Origin of the sequence: Polynucleobacter sp. HIN11, assembly GCF_030297675.1 — a bacterium.
Classification (GTDB): Bacteria; Pseudomonadota; Gammaproteobacteria; order Burkholderiales; family Burkholderiaceae; genus Polynucleobacter.
The window spans coordinates 422696-441107 of sequence record NZ_AP028142.1 but is presented as its reverse complement, the minus strand read 5'-3'; the positions used below and the strand labels follow the sequence as shown (position 1 = coordinate 441107).

General features: G+C 48.1%; 20 protein-coding genes. 10 read left to right on the top strand and 10 right to left on the bottom strand.

Features of this window, described 5'->3' with window-relative positions; genetic code table 11:
- Nucleotides 1-4: 4 nt before the first annotated feature.
- The 5 genes from fabD to QUE60_RS02305 all read right to left on the bottom strand — a co-directional run bounded on the left by fabD (nucleotide 5) and on the right by QUE60_RS02305 (nucleotide 3868).
- The gene (gene fabD, locus QUE60_RS02325; RefSeq protein ID WP_286227095.1) at nucleotides 5-943 is read right to left on the bottom strand and encodes an ACP S-malonyltransferase; all 939 of its coding nucleotides are present in this window, start codon (nucleotides 941-943) and stop codon (nucleotides 5-7) included.
- Between the two features lie 15 nt (nucleotides 944-958).
- Nucleotides 959-1945, bottom strand: coding sequence for a beta-ketoacyl-ACP synthase III (locus QUE60_RS02320; RefSeq protein ID WP_286227469.1), 987 nt, complete (start codon nucleotides 1943-1945; stop codon nucleotides 959-961).
- Nucleotides 1946-1947: 2 nt separating this feature from the next.
- Entirely contained in the window at nucleotides 1948-2958 is a 1011-nt protein-coding gene (gene plsX, locus QUE60_RS02315; protein ID WP_286227094.1) for a phosphate acyltransferase PlsX, read from the bottom strand.
- A gap of 72 nt (nucleotides 2959-3030) precedes the next feature.
- The gene (gene rpmF, locus QUE60_RS02310; protein WP_108507995.1) at nucleotides 3031-3210 is read right to left on the bottom strand and encodes a 50S ribosomal protein L32; all 180 of its coding nucleotides are present in this window, start codon (nucleotides 3208-3210) and stop codon (nucleotides 3031-3033) included.
- 73 nt (nucleotides 3211-3283) lie between these two features.
- Nucleotides 3284-3868: a YceD family protein gene (locus QUE60_RS02305; RefSeq protein WP_286227093.1), complete on the bottom strand. Its 585-nt coding sequence runs from the start codon at nucleotides 3866-3868 to the stop codon at nucleotides 3284-3286.
- A gap of 14 nt (nucleotides 3869-3882) precedes the next feature.
- On the opposite strand from QUE60_RS02305, the gene QUE60_RS02300 reads away from it, so the two are divergent.
- Together QUE60_RS02300 and QUE60_RS02295 are read left to right on the top strand one after the other, a co-directional pair.
- Nucleotides 3883-4479, top strand: a complete 597-nt coding sequence (locus QUE60_RS02300; protein ID WP_286227092.1) for a Maf family nucleotide pyrophosphatase — start codon at nucleotides 3883-3885, stop codon at nucleotides 4477-4479.
- Between the two features lie 4 nt (nucleotides 4480-4483).
- Nucleotides 4484-5248 carry an SAM-dependent methyltransferase gene (locus tag QUE60_RS02295; RefSeq protein ID WP_286227091.1) on the top strand — a complete coding sequence of 255 codons (765 nt, stop codon included), beginning with the start codon at nucleotides 4484-4486 and terminating at the stop codon, nucleotides 5246-5248.
- A 2-nt stretch (nucleotides 5249-5250) separates the two neighbouring features.
- Here the strand turns inward: QUE60_RS02295 and QUE60_RS02290 are convergent, their stop codons facing one another.
- From QUE60_RS02290 to QUE60_RS02280, 3 genes are read right to left on the bottom strand one after another with little or no spacing between them, the layout of a single operon-like run.
- A complete protein-coding gene (locus QUE60_RS02290; RefSeq protein WP_286227090.1) occupies nucleotides 5251-6210 on the bottom strand; it encodes a S49 family peptidase in 960 nt (319 codons plus the stop codon).
- A gap of 4 nt (nucleotides 6211-6214) precedes the next feature.
- Nucleotides 6215-6922: an HAD family hydrolase gene (locus QUE60_RS02285; RefSeq protein ID WP_286227089.1), complete on the bottom strand. Its 708-nt coding sequence runs from the start codon at nucleotides 6920-6922 to the stop codon at nucleotides 6215-6217.
- Nucleotides 6919-7974, bottom strand: a complete 1056-nt coding sequence (locus QUE60_RS02280; RefSeq protein WP_286227088.1) for an RluA family pseudouridine synthase — start codon at nucleotides 7972-7974, stop codon at nucleotides 6919-6921. Before QUE60_RS02280 ends, QUE60_RS02285 begins: the two co-directional genes overlap by 4 nt.
- A 388-nt stretch (nucleotides 7975-8362) precedes the next feature.
- Between QUE60_RS02280 and QUE60_RS02275 the strand changes: the two genes are divergently transcribed.
- From QUE60_RS02275 to QUE60_RS02255, 5 genes are read left to right on the top strand one after another with little or no spacing between them, the layout of a single operon-like run.
- Complete coding sequence (locus QUE60_RS02275) at nucleotides 8363-10927, top strand: Rne/Rng family ribonuclease (RefSeq protein WP_286227087.1); 2565 nt, start codon at nucleotides 8363-8365, stop codon at nucleotides 10925-10927.
- A 24-nt stretch (nucleotides 10928-10951) separates the two neighbouring features.
- Nucleotides 10952-12067, top strand: coding sequence for a GTP 3',8-cyclase MoaA (gene moaA / locus QUE60_RS02270; protein WP_286227086.1), 1116 nt, complete (start codon nucleotides 10952-10954; stop codon nucleotides 12065-12067).
- Nucleotides 12068-12076: 9 nt separating this feature from the next.
- Nucleotides 12077-12682, top strand: a complete 606-nt coding sequence (mobA, locus tag QUE60_RS02265) for a molybdenum cofactor guanylyltransferase MobA (RefSeq protein ID WP_286227085.1) — start codon at nucleotides 12077-12079, stop codon at nucleotides 12680-12682.
- Nucleotides 12683-12686: 4 nt separating this feature from the next.
- Nucleotides 12687-13988, top strand: a complete 1302-nt coding sequence (moeA, locus tag QUE60_RS02260) for a molybdopterin molybdotransferase MoeA (protein WP_286227084.1) — start codon at nucleotides 12687-12689, stop codon at nucleotides 13986-13988.
- A gap of 12 nt (nucleotides 13989-14000) precedes the next feature.
- The gene (locus QUE60_RS02255) at nucleotides 14001-14300 is read left to right on the top strand and encodes a hypothetical protein (RefSeq protein ID WP_108507984.1); all 300 of its coding nucleotides are present in this window, start codon (nucleotides 14001-14003) and stop codon (nucleotides 14298-14300) included.
- A 12-nt stretch (nucleotides 14301-14312) separates the two neighbouring features.
- On the opposite strand, the gene QUE60_RS02250 is transcribed toward QUE60_RS02255, so the two are convergent.
- A complete protein-coding gene (locus QUE60_RS02250) occupies nucleotides 14313-15296 on the bottom strand; it encodes a 2-hydroxyacid dehydrogenase (RefSeq protein WP_286227468.1) in 984 nt (327 codons plus the stop codon).
- Nucleotides 15297-15413: 117 nt separating this feature from the next.
- Between QUE60_RS02250 and fdxA the strand changes: the two genes are divergently transcribed.
- The 3 genes from fdxA to QUE60_RS02235 are packed head-to-tail and all read left to right on the top strand — an operon-like array spanning nucleotide 15414 to nucleotide 17059.
- Nucleotides 15414-15737, top strand: a complete 324-nt coding sequence (fdxA, locus tag QUE60_RS02245) for a ferredoxin FdxA (RefSeq protein WP_108509308.1) — start codon at nucleotides 15414-15416, stop codon at nucleotides 15735-15737.
- Between the two features lie 27 nt (nucleotides 15738-15764).
- The gene (locus tag QUE60_RS02240) at nucleotides 15765-16559 is read left to right on the top strand and encodes a thymidylate synthase (RefSeq protein ID WP_286227083.1); all 795 of its coding nucleotides are present in this window, start codon (nucleotides 15765-15767) and stop codon (nucleotides 16557-16559) included.
- Nucleotides 16560-16564: 5 nt separating this feature from the next.
- A complete protein-coding gene (locus QUE60_RS02235) occupies nucleotides 16565-17059 on the top strand; it encodes a dihydrofolate reductase (RefSeq protein ID WP_286227082.1) in 495 nt (164 codons plus the stop codon).
- On the opposite strand, the gene pmbA is transcribed toward QUE60_RS02235, so the two are convergent.
- Nucleotides 17060-18406 (bottom strand): metalloprotease PmbA, encoded by a 1347-nt coding sequence (gene pmbA / locus QUE60_RS02230; RefSeq protein WP_286227081.1) that lies wholly within the window; start codon nucleotides 18404-18406, stop codon nucleotides 17060-17062.
- Nucleotides 18407-18412 lie beyond the last annotated feature (6 nt).

The following is an 18412-nucleotide window of genomic DNA, read 5'->3' as shown; positions in this document are numbered from 1 at the left end:
CAAATTAGGTTTTTAACTGTTGCAATGCATCCATCAAGCTTGATTCGTCGGTAATTGCCATGCCTTGAAGTCGATCATCAATTCGTTTCGTTAATCCGGCTAGCACTTTACCGGGACCGCACTCGACAACCTGAGTAACTCCACGATCAGCCATGGCACGAATAGTTTCTTGCCAGCGCACCGGCTTTGCCGCTTGACGAACTAAGGCATCTTTGATTTGTTCTGGGGTCTGGAGAATAGATACGTCCACATTATTAATCACCGGCATACAAGGCACATGAAATTCAATGTTCTCCAAATAAGACTTCAGCTTTTCAGACGCAGGTTGCAAAAGCGAGGAATGGAACGGAGCGGAGACTGGGAGGGGTAGAGCACGCTTGGCACCAGCTGCTTTAAGTAGCTCACATGCCTTAGTAACCGCCTCTGTCGCACCGGCAATCACAATCTGGCCAGGGGCATTGAAATTAACGGCCTCAACAACCATACCGCACTCACGACTTGCAAGCGCACACACCTCGATCACTTGCTGATCATCAAGTCCTAATATTGCAGCCATACCCCCCGTGCCAACGGGCACCGCAGATTGCATGGCCTCTGCACGAAATCGCACCAAAGGTAAGGCATCTTTAAAACGAATCACTCCGGCAGCAACTAAAGCTGAGTACTCTCCCAAGCTGTGACCGGCAACTACGCTGGGCTTGGGTCCACCAGAAGCCAACCAAGCTCGATAGCAAGCAACGCCAGCGGTTAACATGACAGGTTGAGTGTTTGTAGTTAAGGCTAATGCCTCAGCAGGCCCTTCTGCAATTAACTTACCAATGTTTTCACCCAGCGCATCAGATGCCTCTTGCAGCGTGGCATGCACTTCTGTTCGCGAAGCTAGGGAATTAAGCATCCCTACCGATTGCGAGCCTTGACCTGGAAATACAAATGCAAATGTCATATCAATTTTTTCTCATTAATAGCGCAATACAACTGCGCCCCAAGCAAAACCACCACCGACCCCCTCCAGCAGAATATGCTGACCACGCTTGATTTGACCCGATCGAATGCCATGATCGAGCGCCAAGGGAATCGATGCTGCTGAAGTATTGCCATGTTCATGCACCGTGACAATCACTCGATCCATGGACATTCCCATTTTGCGTGCTGTTCCTTCCATAATGCGAATATTAGCTTGGTGAGGGACGAGCCAGTCAATTTGCTCAGGCTGCATATTGGCTTTTTGCAAAACTTCATGGGCAACCTGCTCTAACACCTTCACAGCTAATTTAAAGACAGATTGACCATCCATACGTAAAAAGGGAACTCCTTCAATCCCGCCGCAGCTTGCTCGTCCAGGGACGCACAAAATGTCACGTTGACTGCCATCTGCATGCAAGGCACTCGCTAAGATCCCAGCCTGATCAGAGGCTTCGAGCGCAACAGCACCCGCTCCATCGCCAAAAAGTACACATGTACCGCGATCCTTGAAGTCCAAGATTCGAGAGAACACTTCAGCCCCAATGACCAAAATCTTTTGATACATACCAGCACGAATAAACGCATCCGCCGTGCTCAGGGCATATGAGAATCCAGCGCATACCGCCTGCACATCAAATGCAGCACAACCATTCGTTAGGCCTAATTTATCTTGAATCACGCATGCGGTGCTTGGAAAACCGCCTAGGTGATCGGGGGTTGAGGTCGCCAAGATGATTAACTCAATGTCATCAGCATTCCATTGCGCTTCCATAATCGCGCGCTGCGCTGCCTTGACCGCCAAATCGCTTGTTAACTCATCGGGGGCAGCAAAATGCCTAGCTGAAATACCACTGCGGGTTTTAATCCAATCATCACTGGTCTCAATACCCTCTTTGGCCAAACGGTCCACCAAATCTTGGTTACTCAGCCTCAATGCGGGCAAGTAACTACCGGTGCCAGCAATTCGAGCAAATCGACCCATACTCATGAGGACCTCAATGTAAATGACTCAGCAATTTTCTCAACCATGCGATTCTTGGCGGCATCGTATGCACGTTCAAGCGATACCTTAAAGGCAAAACGATCGGCAGAACCATGACTCTTAATCACACAACCCTTAAGACCTAAGAGAACTGCACCGTTGTAGCGCCGATGATCTACCCGTTGGCGCACTCTTTTCAACGGCAATAGAGCAGCTAGGCCCATTAATTTGGTTAGTAAGGATCGATTAAATTCTTCGCGGATCATGCCACTCATCATTTTTGCTAAGCCTTCGCTAGCTTTCAAAACAACATTGCCAACGAAGCCGTCGCAAACCACAATATCCGTGGTTCCCCTGAAGATATCGTTACCTTCGACGTTGCCATAAAAATGCAATTGGCTTTGACGCAATAGTTCCGCAGTTTGTTTGACCACCTCATTACCCTTAATGACCTCTTCGCCAATGTTCAGTAAGCCAACAGAAGGCCGGGGGTTTCCATTCACCACCCGCAACATCACATCAGCCATTTGCGCAAATTGTAAAAGGTGGATTGGCTCACAATCGGCATTTGCACCCAGATCAAGAACAGTAGTGCCCTTTCCCAACTCATTCGGTATCGCAGTTGCAATTGCAGGTCGATCAATCCCATCCAAGGTTTTTAAGATATAGCGGGAGATTGCCATCAACGCGCCCGTATTACCAGCAGAAATGACAGCGTCTGCCTTGCCATCACGCACCTGCTCAATAGCGACGCGCATGGATGAGTCTTTCTTGCGACGCAAAGCAACTTCAATGGGGTCGTCCATTAATACGATTTCGGAGGCGCCAACAATTTGAAAGCAGGCCAGTGAGTTTGGATTACATTTGCGAACCGACTGCTCAATCGCTTTGGCGTCGCCAGTTGCAACAATCTTAGCGTCAGGATGATCTTGCAGAAAATCGCAACAGGCTGGGATGGTCACTTCCACCCCAAAATCCCCGCCCATAGCATCAACTGCCAGAGTGATACTCATTGGATGTGTATAAAACGTCGATTGTGTTTATGAAAAAAGCGGCCTGAGCCGCTTCGATCAAACAATGAGGAATTAGTCGTTCTTCGTTTTAACGACTTTACGACCGCGGTAGTAGCCATTAGGGGATACGTGGTGGCGCAAATGGGCCTCACCAGTAGTGGACTCTACTGCAATCGCTGGTGCAGTCAAAAAGTCGTGCGCACGATGCATGCCACGTTTCGAAGGGGATTTTTTATTCTGTTGGACGGCCATAATGAACTCCTAAGCAAGGCGCAATTCTAGCATAGAAAGTGGTAAAAACCCGCATTCACCAACAAAATGATGGCTATTTCTTGAGGTTTTTCAGTACCTTAAAGGGATTAGGCTTTTCCAAGTCGGCCCCTACCTGCCGCAATTGACACTGGCCGACCGGGTGTTTGGGGGCGTGAGGCAGTGCCAGCAAAATCTCATCCTCGATCGCTTCAAGCAAATTAAAGTGGGTTGAGGCGACCATTGCCTCCTCATCATCTCGATCCATGGGGAATTGATCTGCCTCTACTTCCGTTCTTAAAAAAACGTAGGTCCTTTGTATTTCCAACTCTAATGCCATGGGGTCTAGGCACCGTTGACAGGAAATCGCCATCCGCCCTCGAATCTTTATCTCCATGCACGGCTGATCATCGCGATGCCAACCTAAAATTTGGCAATCAAATCCATCACCTGGGCTTACAGAGGCTGATTCTGCTAAAAGTCTTGGAAAATCGGCAAGCCCGATAAATCCCTCGCCTTGGTAAGAGACAGGCGCTAACATATCAACTCTAAGCAAGGAACTGGGGTTGATTTCTAACGATTGAATTGGGTAAAGCGAGTTCTGTGTCATCCGATCGACAATTTGTAATTCATTCAAACCATTGACATTATCAAACATCATTCAATTACTCATTCATGCCGTCCGCCCCCACCCTGATTCTCGCCTCCAGCTCGCCTTATCGACAACAGCTGCTTCAAAGACTTGGGGTGCCATTTGTAGCGATTGCACCTAACCTAGATGAATCCCCCCTACCCAGCGAGACTCCCAAAAATCTCACGCTTCGGTTAGCACAAGCAAAAGCGAAGGCGATCGCATCCTCGCACCCGAACGCTTGGGTGATTGGCTCCGATCAAAGCGCTGATTTAAATGGTCACATGATTGGCAAGCCAGGTTCGCATGCTGCTGCCTTAGCTCAACTCAAACACATGCAGGGTCAAGCAGTTGTTTTTCATACATCGCTTTGCCTTATCGGTCAGAGTTTTTGCAAAACAATCCATGTCCCGACGACTGTTCAATTTCGTAATCTACCCGAGCAGATTTTGGACCAATACCTCCACCTAGAGAAACCCTATGATTGTGCTGGTAGCGCTAAATCAGAGGGTATGGGAATTATTCTTCTCGAAAAAATTGAAAGCGAAGATCCAACAGCACTGATTGGTTTACCTTTAATTGCCTTGACAAGCCTATTTCTTGAAGCGGGAATTCCTCTACCTGCGACACAAAAATCTTAATAGCATGCAAATTGGTAACTTATATTTGGTACCCAATACATTAGGTAGTGAAAACCGAGCTGCGCAACTCCATCACGTTATGCCAGCCGAGAACCTTCGGCAAATTGCCAAGATCAAGTATTGGATTGTAGAAGACGCAAAAACAAGTCGTGCATTTTTAAATGCCGTTCATGAAATCGAACCACTGCATCATTCATTACAAGAGATGTCAATGCAAGAGTGGCGCGGCCCGGACCGCAAACATACCTTAAGTCTTAAACCGGAGGAATTGCTTGCCCCCATTCAAGCGGGGCATGATGTGGGCCTGTTATCAGAAGCAGGTGTTCCAGGAGTTGCTGATCCGGGCGCAGAGATTGTCCAAGTCGCACATCAGTGGGGGGCCAAAGTTAAGCCCTTAGTCGGCCCCAGCTCAATCTTGCTTGGGCTAATGGCAAGCGGTCTTAATGGTCAGTTGTTTCAATTCAATGGATATCTTCCTGTTGAAGCTGCAGAGCGTTCAAAAAAACTCAAGGAATTAGAGGAGAGCTCTAGGAGGCGCCGCGAGACCCAAATTTGGATTGAAACTCCCTATCGAAACAGCGCAATGCTACAAAGCTGCTTGAGCTCGTTATCTCTCCAAACGCGACTCTGCGTAGCGATCGATTTGACTCTAAGCAGTGAGTGGGTGTGGACAGGGTCAATTGAGTCATGGCGCAAGCGCTACACCAAACCTGAAGGCCTCTCCGATCTCATCAAAAATAGACCTACTATTTTTTTGCTGCTGGCTTAGCTTTAACGGATCTCCGCGCTTCGCGATAAGGCCTTGCTAATCGCAGCGCCGGTCTCCGCCCCAAAGCGCTTCGCGACACGCTCAGCAAAATTCTCTTTTAAGGTGTACTCCACTACATCGGGTGTTTTTAAAAGATCGCGTGCGACAGAATCAACCGTGCCATAACCATCGACTAATCCCAACTGAACTGCCTGTTCGCCATTCCATACGCGACCCGAAAAAATATCTGGATCATTCTTTAGGCGCTCACCACGACCCTCTTTCACAACAGTAATAAATTGCTGATGGATTTCATCGAGCATTTTTTTAACCATCTCGACTTGCTTCGGATTTTCTTTAGAAAATGGATCGAGCATACCCTTATCCGACCCTGCTGTAATCAAGCGTCGCGAGATGCCCATCTTATCCATCAGTCCGGTAAATCCAAAGCCGCCCATGACAACTCCAATCGAGCCAACAATACTGGCTTTATCCACCAAAATCTTGTCTCCGGCCACCGCCACATAGTACCCACCGGAAGCGCAAACATCTTCGACCACGACATAAAAGGGTTTATCGGGATACAGGCCGCGTAAACGTTTGATCTCATCATTAATCATGCCGGCTTGCACGGGAGAGCCCCCTGGACTATTGATACGGAGCACTACCCCCACAGCCTCTTTGCTTTCAAATGCGGCACTTAATGCTGAATTAATATCTAATGCATTTGCGACTGAATTAGGTGAGATCTCACCCTCAATGCTAACGAGTGCGGTGTGTTTGCCACTACCCCCACCACCCGGTAAACCAATGTCAAAGATTTGTGTGACCAGGCCCACCAAAACAACTAAGGTCAAGATACGAAGAATAGCTCGCCAACGTCTTGCCTTGCGATTTTCTTTTAGGTTCTCAAGTAACAGATGCTCGAGAGCACTGCGCTCCCACTGCGCATTGGAATTAGATGACTCAGGGGTTTGATTCATACACTTAGCTCGCTTTACTTAATTCGGCAGGATCTTGGAGTGGTTGATGCAAATTCTGCATCAACCAGTTTCCCAAAGTTTCTACATTATCAAAGCAAGCCAAAGAATTTGCAGACCTCAGGGCATCGGCCGGGTGGGCGCCATAAGTAACCGCAATAGCATCCACTCCAGCCGCTTGGGCCATCTGAAGATCGTGCGTCGTATCGCCAATCATGAGCATTTTACGAACTGGAACTTGAAGACGATCCGACAAGTCCATCAACATACCTGGGTGAGGTTTGGCGAAGGACTCATCCGCAGTTCGTGTGTCATGAAATAGATGTTCTAACTGATGGTGACGCAACGATCGATCGAGCCCGCGTCTAGGCTTACCGGTTGCCACCCCCAACATAAAACCCTGGGTCTTTAAGCTCTCAAGCAAGTCTCGCATGCCCCCAAAAAGATGCAACTCATGATCCTTTGCTAAATAGTGATAGCGGAAGCGATCAACGAGCGCTGGAAAATGCTGAGGATCGATGGTTGGCACGACACGTCGCAGTGAATCATGAATACCTAAACCAATCACATAGCTCGCAATCGAGTCCTCTGGTACCGGAAAATCCAGGTCTCGACAAGCCTGTTGAATGCACTGAACAATCGTTGGCGTGGAGTCCATAATCGTGCCATCCCAGTCCCATACGATTAACTCATAGCGACGTTCGTTTGTCTTCAATTAATCTCTTTCGGTTGTTGCGTTTTAGCCAAAAAACGGCTGTCCCATTGTGCGAGAAAATCATGAAACCGTTTTGGCAGATCGGCTTCAATACGCATTTTCTCTAAAGTTTTGGGATGCGAAAAGACTGCAAGATGTGCATGGAGAAAAAGTTGTTTAACCCTCAACTCCTTATCGCCAGCCTCCAACCCATATTTATCATCTCCCACGATTGGGTGTCCAATTTTTTGCAAATGCACCCGTATTTGATGCGTTCTCCCGGTTTTTAGCTGTGCTTCAACCAATGTAAAACTAACGCTATCACGTTGAAAAAGTTCCGTAACCCGAATGTTAGTGTGACTTTCTTGTCCTTTTGGATCCACCCGAACCCGACGCTCACCGTTCTCTAGTAAATATTTCAACAGGGGAAACTTTAACTGCTTCGTGCCAGTCATTGTATCCATTGCACCATGAGCAATTAAACGATAACGCTTATCAGTTAAACCCTCCCGAATCTGCCGATGCATTTCCAGAAGTGCGCTACGCTTCTTTGCCATGATCAGGATTCCCGAAGTATCTCGATCTAAGCGATGAACCAGCTCCAAAAATGAATTCTCTGGCCTTGCCTTACGAAATAACTCAATAGCCCCTAACTGAACACCCGAACCTCCGTGGACCGCCAGACCAGATGGTTTATCAATCACTAATAAATATTCATCCTCAAACAAAATGGGGATATCCATTGACAGGGTTTTAGCCTGAGCTTGCGAGATGACTTGATCCAATTTCTTAGGTTCAGCCAATCGAGTAGGGGGCAAGCGAACCACATCGCCCTCAACCAGACGAGAGCTTGGCAATGCCCTCTTTTTATTAATCCGCACCTCGCCTGAGCGAATAATTCGGTAAATATGGCTTTTTGGAACCCCTTTAGCCCACCTTAATAAATAGTTATCCAGCCGCTGACCGGCAAAATCAGGTCCCACGGTTTCCAAAACAGCTGCCAAAACCTTGGTTTTCGGGGTCTCCTTGCCGGAGATACGTGGTTTTACGGTGGGTTTTGTGGATTTATTCATCGGATTACCCCCATTGTCGACCGTTTTGTGTCCTATAATCAAGGCTCTAAGTCATTGATGACTAAGAATTTGAATTTCGGAGCTTGGAGTCGCCCATGAATAGACTCCCGGGGTTGCTCCTCTCCCGTTTTAATGAGGCGCAAGGGTTGGCGTGATATTTGCCGCGACCCCCGAAAGCAGATGACCGTTTTTAAAACGAGCGCCTACATTGAGAACTAAAGGACATCTCTGTGGCGAGCGTTCATGTGAGACCTAGGCCAATTTGATTGGTATTTTTCCTATTTAGGAACTTTATTTGTCTCACCCCAGTACTCTGGGGATTTTCCTCAGAGCATATTTGTCATCCATTTCGCGTCGCTCAAGTCCGCCTCCCATTTAGGAGAGTGTTATGAAGCGCATGTTATTCAATGCAACGCAACAAGAAGAGTTGCGGGTTGCCATCGTTGATGGTCAAAAATTAATCGATATCGATATTGAAACTGCCGGCCGCGAACAGCGCAAAGGTAATATTTATAAAGGGGTCATCACCCGAATTGAGCCGTCTTTAGAGGCCTGCTTCGTCAACTATGGCGAGGAGCGGCACGGTTTTTTACCCTTTAAGGAAGTTGCGAGAGCCTATTTTAAAGATGGTATTGATGTCCGTAATGCGTCGATTAAGGATGCGCTGCGGGAGGGTCAAGAAATCATTGTTCAGGTTGAAAAAGAAGAGCGCGGTCAAAAAGGTGCTGCCCTAACCTCGTTTATCTCCCTAGCGGGTCGCTATCTAGTGTTAATGCCAAATAATCCGCGCGGTGGTGGTGTGTCCCGCCGCATTGAAGGTGAGGATCGGCAAGAGTTACGCGAAGCCATGGCGCAACTTGAGGTACCCGATGGAATGAGCATTATTGCCAGAACAGCAGGAATTGGTCGGGATGCCACCGAGTTGCAGTGGGACCTTAATTACCTCATGCAATTGTGGAAAGCGATTGATGAAGCAGCCAAAGCAAACTCAGCGCCCTTACTCATTTACTTAGAGTCGAGTCTTGTGATTCGCGCCATTCGCGATTATTTCCAGCCCGACATTGGTGAGATTTTGATTGATACCGATGATATTTATGAGCAAGCCCAGGCATTTATGTCAGTGGTGATGCCAGATAACTTGCCTCGGGTGAAGCGTTATCAAGACGATGTCCCCCTCTTCTCACGATTCCAAATTGAGCATCAAATTGAAACCGCCTATTCCAGAACCGTTCCCCTGCCTTCTGGCGGCGCGATCGTCATCGATCATACGGAGGCCTTGGTATCGGTCGATGTGAACTCCGCACGCGCAACGCGTGGGTCGGATATTGAAGAGACGGCAACCCGAACCAATCTCGAGGCGGCCGATGAAATTGCACGGCAAATGCGCCTGCGTGATCTTGGCGGCCTAATCGTGATTGACTTCATTGACATGGAGTCCTCGAAGAGTCAGCGGGATGTTGAAAATCGCCTACGCGATGCCTTGCGTCATGACCGCGCACGGGTGCAAATGGGCAAGATTTCCAAATTTGGTTTGATGGAGCTCTCGCGTCAGCGTTTGCGCCCAGCTCTATCAGAAGGTAGTCACGTTACCTGCCCACGATGCAATGGAACCGGCCATATTCGTGATACTGAATCCTCTGCATTACAAGTCCTGAGAATTATTCAGGAAGAAGCCATGAAAGAGAATACGGCTGCAATCCATTGCCAGGTGCCAGTGGAGGTGGTTGCCTTCTTGCTCAATGAAAAGCGTGCCGAAGTGATCAAGATTGAGACGCGCTTTAAGGTGCATATTTTGATGATCCCTAATAAGCATCTGGAGACCCCTCATTACAAATTAGAACGTCTGCGTCATGATGACCCTCGTTTAGATGAGCAAAAACTGAGCTATGTCATGGTGGAGGAGGCCGCACGCGAGCTTGAAACCGATGCAGTCATTGGTCGCAAAAACGACGAAGTGCGAGCTCGCCCTGAGGCCGCAGTGAAAGGGATTACCCCAAGTCAACCAGCGCCTGTAGCATCGCCGCGTCCGGTTCGGGATTCCAAACCTAGTTCCTCTGCTCCAGAGTCAGGTGGTTTTCTCGGGTTCATTAAAAAACTCTTTTCCTCAAGCGCTCCACCGGCAGCTCCAGAGACAAAACCAAATCCGCGCTCTGAAAATCGTGGTCGTAATGGTGATCGCAACCGCAACAGAGGTCGCAATCGCAATGAAAAAAATCAGCGTACCGACTCATCTGATCGCATTGAGAAAACTGCTGAGCCGACCGAAGCTGCAGCAAATCGCCCATCGCGCTCAGAAGGTCGTGGCCGTAACCGCGGTGAACGACAAAATACTCAAGAGAAGCTAGAAACTGCTAATCCGGTACCGCAAGTGGTTGGCGCAACTGATGAGTCTGAGAGCACTGGGGACGAACGCCGCCGTGGTCGTAACCGTCGGGGTCGCGGCCGTAACCGTGGCGAACGAAATGAGCGCAATGAGGCTGGTACCTCAGCAATCAATTCAGAATCCAATCCAGGTTTCCCGATGGGGCTAGGCGGTCGCTCGGCATCGGTGCCACTGTCTCGAATTGTGAGCACCTTCCGAGAGTCAACCGGAGGACGGCGCCCCAATCAGCGTAGGGAGCCGCGCGAAGAGGCGACTCCAACAGCAATTGAAACAATTACGGCGCCCGCCCTCAATCTCGAGGTGATTCCAACACCGCCCTTACCCGAACTACCCAAAGTAGCATTCACACCCTTAGCTGAAGAGCCATTAAAGGATGTCGTGCAAGGAGCAGGAATGGTTTGGGTGGGAACAGATCAATCGAAATTGGCAGAAGTTCAAACCCAGATTCAGGCAGAAAGCCCAGCGCCCCGTGTGCCGCGAGTGCCTAAGCCGCCTGCAAGTCTGCCAACAGGCCCGATGGTATTGATCGAAACAGGCGGCCAAGAAAAAACCATCGATAAAACGATTTAGTCGTTTAAGGCCATAATGTGAATTATGGTGAAGCCCGTAATACCGATACGCAAAGAGACCCCCAGGGGTCCTTTGCCGTTGATCCCAAATACACTCAGCGAAGCCCATGGTCGCACCCTTGATCGTCGTCAGCGGCCATTGCGTGATTTACGCATCTCAGTGACCGATCGGTGTAATTTTCGGTGCACCTACTGCATGCCCAAAGAGGTATTTAATCAAGACTATCCATATCTTGCGCAATCCGAATTATTAAGTTTTGAAGAGATTCATCGCTTAGCCACGATTTTTGTTTCTCTTGGGGTTGAAAAAATTCGTTTAACTGGTGGTGAGCCGCTGCTTCGAAAAGATCTTGAAACCTTAATTTCTATGCTGGCCAAGCTTCGAACTCCACAACATCAGGCACTGGACTTAACCTTAACAACCAATGGCAGTCTTTTAAGTAAGAAGTCAGCCCTCTTAAAAGCAGCCGGTTTACAACGCCTAACGGTTAGCCTGGATGCGCTCGATGATGCGATCTTTAAGGCAATGAATGATGTCAACTATCCAGTCAGCGATGTGCTCAAAGGAATTGAGGCAGCGCAAAAGGTGGGCTTCGAAGGCATTAAAGTCAATATGGTGGTCAAAAAAGGGGTGAATGATCACGAGATCTTGCCAATGGCCAAGTATTTTCGTAATCGCGGCATCACGCTCCGCTTCATTGAATTCATGGATGTTGGCTCCTCGAATGGCTGGAATCTGGATCAAGTGTTACCTTCTGCCGAAGTGATTGCCAGGATTTCTGAACACTTCCCCCTTGAGCAAGTCGACCCGAATTACGCCGGCGAAGTCGCTCAACGCTGGCGTTATCAGGATGGAGCTGGTGAAATTGGTGTGATCTCAAGCGTTACCCAAGCGTTCTGCCATGAATGCTCACGCGCCAGGCTATCCACAGATGGTCAGCTGTTTTTATGTTTATTTGCAACTGAAGGATTTGATTTCAAAACCCTCATGCGATCTGGTCGTTCTGATCTTGAAATTGCAAACGCTATCATGCAAACATGGTCAAACCGTGACGATCGCTACTCCGAGATCAGACACCTTCATACTAAAAATTTAGAACGCAAGCAACGTAAAGTTGAAATGTCCTATATTGGTGGATAGGGCCTGCGGATGATTGCGCCTTCGGAAATTACCGGTCTCTTACTTGCAGGTGGTCGTGCACAGCGTATGGGTGGGATCGATAAGGGCCTCGTACCGTTTCAAGGCAAGCCTTTAATCGAACATGCAATTCAGCGCCTTGGACCACAAGTCTCAGGTTTGCTGATTAACGCCAACCGTAATCAGGATATTTATTCGCAATATGGTTACCCTATTGTGATTGATGAAAACCAGGATTTTGCTGGTCCCTTAGCGGGCTATCTGGTTGGCCTTAAGACTTGCAAAACACCTTATTTGGTGACTGCTCCCTGCGATTCTCCACTTTTTCCAACCGATTTAGTGATGGCGCTTGCCAATCGACTAGAAAAACAAGATGCGAATATTGCCTATGCATCTAGCCAAGATCCTGCAGGAAAAATTTGGGCTCAACCGGTCTTTTGCCTAATGAAACGAGACGTACTTCATTCGTTGGAACAATTTTTAGCTAATGGGCAACGCAAGATTGATCGCTGGTTTGCGTCTCAAGATGCATGCACCACTATTTTTGCAAATGAATCTGCATTTGCTAATGCCAACACTCCAGAAGAGCTGGCCCAATTAGAAAAATTTACCAACTAAAAACATGGAAACCAATAAAGCAAATCAAGAGTTCCAATCAGATTTTTTGTCTGTGGCGGATGCACGGCAAGCCATTGCTGACTTAATTGCATCCAGTTACGAATCGTCGGGAATGTATCTCAAAAAAGAGGTCTTACCTCTCCAGCAATGCCTCGGTCGTATCTTGGCGGGCGATATCTTATCCCCCATCGATGTTCCCGCCCATGACAACTCTGCCATGGATGGGTATGCATTTAATAGCAGTGAACTACGTGATGATCGCCAGAATCTTGAATTAACCATCATTGGAACACTGCATGCCGGGCAAACTGAAATACCGACCGTCAAGCCTGGGCAATGCATCAAGATCATGACGGGGGCTCTGATGCCAGCGACATGTGACACCGTTGTACCCCAAGAATTTACCAAGACTCTTAGCAATGGTCTGGTGAGCTTTTCCAGCAGTATCGTTCGCGCTGGCGAGAATCGTCGCTTAAGAGGCGAAGATTTACAGTCGGACAAAGCGGCCATTTTGCAGGGGCGAATTTTGCGCCCTGCTGACCTGGGTCTTGCGGCATCTTTGGGCATTCATCAGCTTGAAGTCTATCAACGAACCAAGGTGGCCATTCTCTCCTCCGGCAATGAGCTTTGCGACATCCATGAATCCTTGGCGCCTGGCAAGATTTTTGACAGTAATCGCTACAGTCTAAGAGCCTGCATTGAGCGCCTGGGTATGGAGGTGATTGATTATGGGATCGTGCGAGATAACCCCGACGATCTTCGCAGGGCTTTCATTGATGCAGCCCAAACGGCCGATGTCATCATCTCCTCAGGTGGGGTCTCGGTTGGGGAGGCAGATTTCACTAAGCAAATGATGGAGGAACTGGGTGAGGTTGGATTTTGGAAAATTGCCATGCGTCCTGGTCGACCCATGGCATTCGGTAGCCTAAAGCCAAGTTCGAGCAAGCCTACCCCCACCGTATTTTTTGGCTTACCCGGCAACCCCGTAGCCGTGATGGTGACCTTCTATCAATTTGTCCGCAATGCGCTATTGCAACTAAATGGCGCCAAGTGGGTTGAGATCCCCTTGATTCCAGTTCGATCTGCCGCAGGAATTCGGAAGAAATCCGGTCGTACCGAGTTTCAACGGGGGATTCTATTTCAGGATGACCAGGGTCAATGGGTCGTTAAAACAACAGGTAGCCAAGGCGCTGGGATTTTGCGCTCCATGAGTGAAGCGAATTGCTTCATTATTCTTCATCATGACCAAGGGAATATCGCGCCTGGCGATTGGGTAGATGTAGAGATTTTTGATGGACTGCTTTAAGATGGCGGGATCATGAAATTTACCAAAAAAGAGATTGTATTTTTAGATCCCATGCATACCGCCAAAACCTTGGTTTTGGTTTACTTATGCTTTTCGGTCCCCATCGTTTTATTGGCGCTCTTTGTCGCCTTCATTCGAGATGGGTCGATTCCGGGTTTTACGGTGATTTCTGCCCTAGTCCTAAATGCGATTTTGGGCTTTGGTCTCTTATGGATCGCCTGCAAAGTCTATAACTGGGTTGCAGAAAAATTTGGCGGCATTGAGCTTGCGCTCAAAGAACTCACCGAAGAGACCGACGATATTCAGCAATAAGGACTAACTGAATTAGGCTTGCCACAATTCGGTATTGATCAAACTCGGCGGGCGTTTTCCCGCGAGGGCTGCGCTAAGGTTTTCAGACGCTAGAGCAATCATGGCACGGCGAGTTTTTTCTGTCGCACTGGCAATATGGGGCGCCAGTACCACATTACTCAACTTGAGCAACTCTGGATGAACCTTTGGTTCGCCCTCAAATACATCAAGACCTGCAGCAAAGATTGTTTTTGCTTTTAATGCAGCTGCCAAAGCTGCATCATCCACAATACCGCCACGAGCAATATTGACCAGGGTAGCAGTAGGTTTCATCAGCGCAATTTCTTTGGCGCCGATTAGGTGATGGCTCTCAGCAGAGTATGGCACCACCAAGATGACATGATCCGCTTCGCGGAGTAAGGTTTCTTTATCAAGATATCGAGCGCCACATGCCTTTTCATCAGCCTCGCTTAAGCGTTTACGGTTGTGATAAACCACTTTCATCCCGAAACCTAAGGCACGCTTAGCAATGCCTTGTCCAATTCGACCCATACCAATAATGCCCAAGGTACTGTGGTGCAAATCCATGCCCAAGGGGTTATGCACGATGGACCATTTATCCCATTGACCATTTCGAATCCAATGCTCGGATTCCGTAATCCGTCGGGCAGTAGCCATCAATAGCGCAAAACCAAAATCAGCGGTTGTATCGGTCAATACATCGGGAGTGTTCGTTGCCATTACCTTGGCTGCAGTCATCGCTGGCACATCAAAATTGTTATAGCCAACTGAAATATTCGCTACGATTTTCAGGCGTTTGGCATTGGCCAAGGCGCTTTGATCGATTCGCTCACTACCAGTCACTAATGCCCCATCCACATTCGCCAGATGATTACGCAATTGATCCGGGGTAAACACCTGATCAGTCTGATTGGATATCACCTCATAACGATCCTGTAGTTTTACTAAATCATCCGGAAAAATGGCACGGGCAACTAGGATTTTTGGTTTGGCTATCATGGCTCTGTATAGGGGTGTGATATCGATGGAATCAAGACTTTACACCATTTGGGATAAAATCCAATGATTGATTAATTTCGTGTTTTTAATGGCATTTCTTCATTAGAGTGAGCTATGACCTACGTTGTCACTGAATCCTGCATCCGTTGCAAGTACACCGATTGCGTTGATGTATGCCCTGTTGATTGTTTTCGTGAGGGTCCGAACTTTTTGGCAATTGATCCGGATGAATGCATTGATTGTGCGGTATGCGTACCCGAGTGTCCTGTCAATGCGATTTATGCAGAAGATGATGTGCCAGGTGATCAACAAAACTTTATTGCAATCAATCTTGAGCTTGCGAAGCAATGGCCCAGTATTACAAAATCCAAGGCACCCCTTGCCGATGCGGATGATTGGAAAGATGTCAAAAGTAAACTTGAGCATCTCGAGAAGTAATACCAAACTGCATTGATTTAATTTCGCATGCGCCAATTTCACGAACTCATGCAGCATGTCCTCGAACATGGTGCTGAAAAATCGGATCGCACCGGCACTGGAACCCTATCGGTTTTTGGCTATCAGATGCGCTTTGACCTCGCAGAGGGCTTTCCACTGGTTACTACCAAGAAACTTCACCTGAAATCCATCATTTATGAGCTTTTATGGTTTCTAAGCGGCAATACGAATAATCAATGGCTCAAAGAACGTGGCGTATCCATTTGGGACGAGTGGGCAGCTCCCAATGGGGATCTTGGACCGGTTTATGGCTATCAATGGCGATCCTGGCCCACACCCAATGGCGAGCATATCGATCAAATCAAAGAGATTATTCATACCATCAAAACCAATCCGGATTCCCGCCGCATTATTGTCTCCGCTTGGAATGTTGCTGATATTCCCAAAATGGCCTTGGCGCCCTGTCATGCCTTCTTTCAATTTTATGTCGCCAATGGAAAACTCTCGTGCCAACTCTATCAGCGTAGTGCCGATATTTTTCTGGGTGTACCTTTTAATATTGCCAGCTACGCATTGCTAACACATATGGTTGCAGAGCAATGCAATTTACAGCCCGGTGAGTTTATTTGGACTGGCGGCGATTGTCACTTGTACAGCAACCACTTGGAGCAAGTGAAACTACAACTATCACGTACGCCCTATCCATTGCCTAGTCTTAAAATCCATCGCAAACCTGAGTCGATCTTTGATTATCAGTTTGAAGACTTTGAAATCGTGGGCTATGAGTCCCATCCCCATATTAAAGCGCCGGTTGCGGTCTGAATTCATTGAAAACAAAACCCGCTATTTCGATGATCGTTGCTCGCTCACGTAATCATGTGATCGGCAAAGATAATCAAATGCCCTGGAAGATTTCGGCTGATTTGCAATTTTTTAAGAAAGTAACCATGGGTTACCCCATTATTATGGGGCGCAAGACCTGGGAGTCGATTGGCAGACCTTTGCCAGGAAGACGCAATATCGTGGTCAGCCGTAATTCTGACTATCAGGCAAACGGTGCTGAGCTGGTCTCATCACTCGATCAGGCCTTGCAATCATTGCAGGAGTTTGAGCGAGTGTTTGTGATCGGTGGTCAACAATTATTTAATCAAGCCTTTCCATTAGCAGATCAGCTCTTTATTACCGAGATTGAACTTGAGGTTGAGGGCGATACCTTTTTTGAGGTCCCCGATCCGCAGAATTGGAAAATCGTGGAGCAGATTGCGGCAAGCGAGGGTGATATTCGGTTTAGTTATGTGACTCTAAATCGAGCTCGCCACTGACTATTTACCGCCAATCGTCATCGAACCAATCAAAATCGAGCCCGTTTCTTTGGTACCGCGAATAATAGTATCGTCTCCCACCGCGGCAATATCCATCAACATCTCTTTGAGGTTGCCCGCAATCGTAATCTCTTCAACCGGATGTTGAATCTCACCATTCTCTACCCAGTAGCCAAACGCGCCGCGTGAGTAATCGCCGGTCACGTAATTAACGCCCTGCCCCATGAGCTCTGTTACCAGCAGACCGGTGCCCATTTCTTTGAGTAAACCAGGTAAACCACCCGATGGCGTGTGTTGACTATGCAATCTCAAGTGATGAGCACCGCCGGCATTTCCAGTAGTTTGCATTCCTAACTTGCGGGCTGAGTAACTGGATAAAAAATACCCTTGCAGCTCTCCCTTGGCAACGACTGAGCGCGCTTGGGTACGAACCCCCTCCTCATCAAAAGGAGCGCTACCGGTCTGTCGTTTTAAGTGCGGTAATTCAAATAAATCAAGATGGCTTGGCATCACTGGTTTACCCAGGCTATCTAGTAAAAAACTGGAGCGTCGGTAAAGCGCAGCTCCTGAAGTGGCTTGAACCAAAGATCCGATCAGCCCAACTGCAATGGGAGCCTCAAAAATGACTGGGCAACGACGCGTACTTAGTGACTTCGCATTTAAACGAGAGAGGGCGCGTTGGGCTGCATATCGACCGATCAAGCTTGGTTTAGCAAGTTCGTTAGCCACCCGGGAAGTACTGTACCAATCATCGCGCTGCATCGAACTGGTCTTCCCCGCTGCATTCGCAATTGGTGCACATGAAATAAAGTGCCTTGAGTATGGATAGCCCCCAATAAATCCGTTACTGGTCCCCAACATAAATTGGGCTTGATGCGCAGATACCGAAGCTCCATCACTATTGACAATGGCCCGATCGACCGCAAAAGCCGCTTTCTCTGCCTGCCGGGCAATTGCAATCGCTTTTTTACTATCGATTTCCCATGGATGAAATAAATCCAAATTCAGTGGGTGGTGCTCGAGCAGATCCGGATCGGCCAATCCAGCGCAATCATCTTCTGCAGTATGTTTAGCAATGTGAAAAGCGGCTTGCACTGTGGTGCGCAATGACTCGGGTGAGAAGTCACTCGTACTGGCATTTCCTCGGCGTTGACCCAAATAAATACTTACCCCTACTTGCTTATCAACACTCTGCTCAATGGTTTCTACCGCCCCTTTGCGAACGGTGACGGATAAGCCATGGCCCTCTGAAATTTCAGCGGCGGCATCTGTAGCTCCAACTCGCTTGGCTTCTGCCAAAATAAAGTCAATAATGATTCTGAACTGATCTTGTGAATATGCGAACATCCTCTA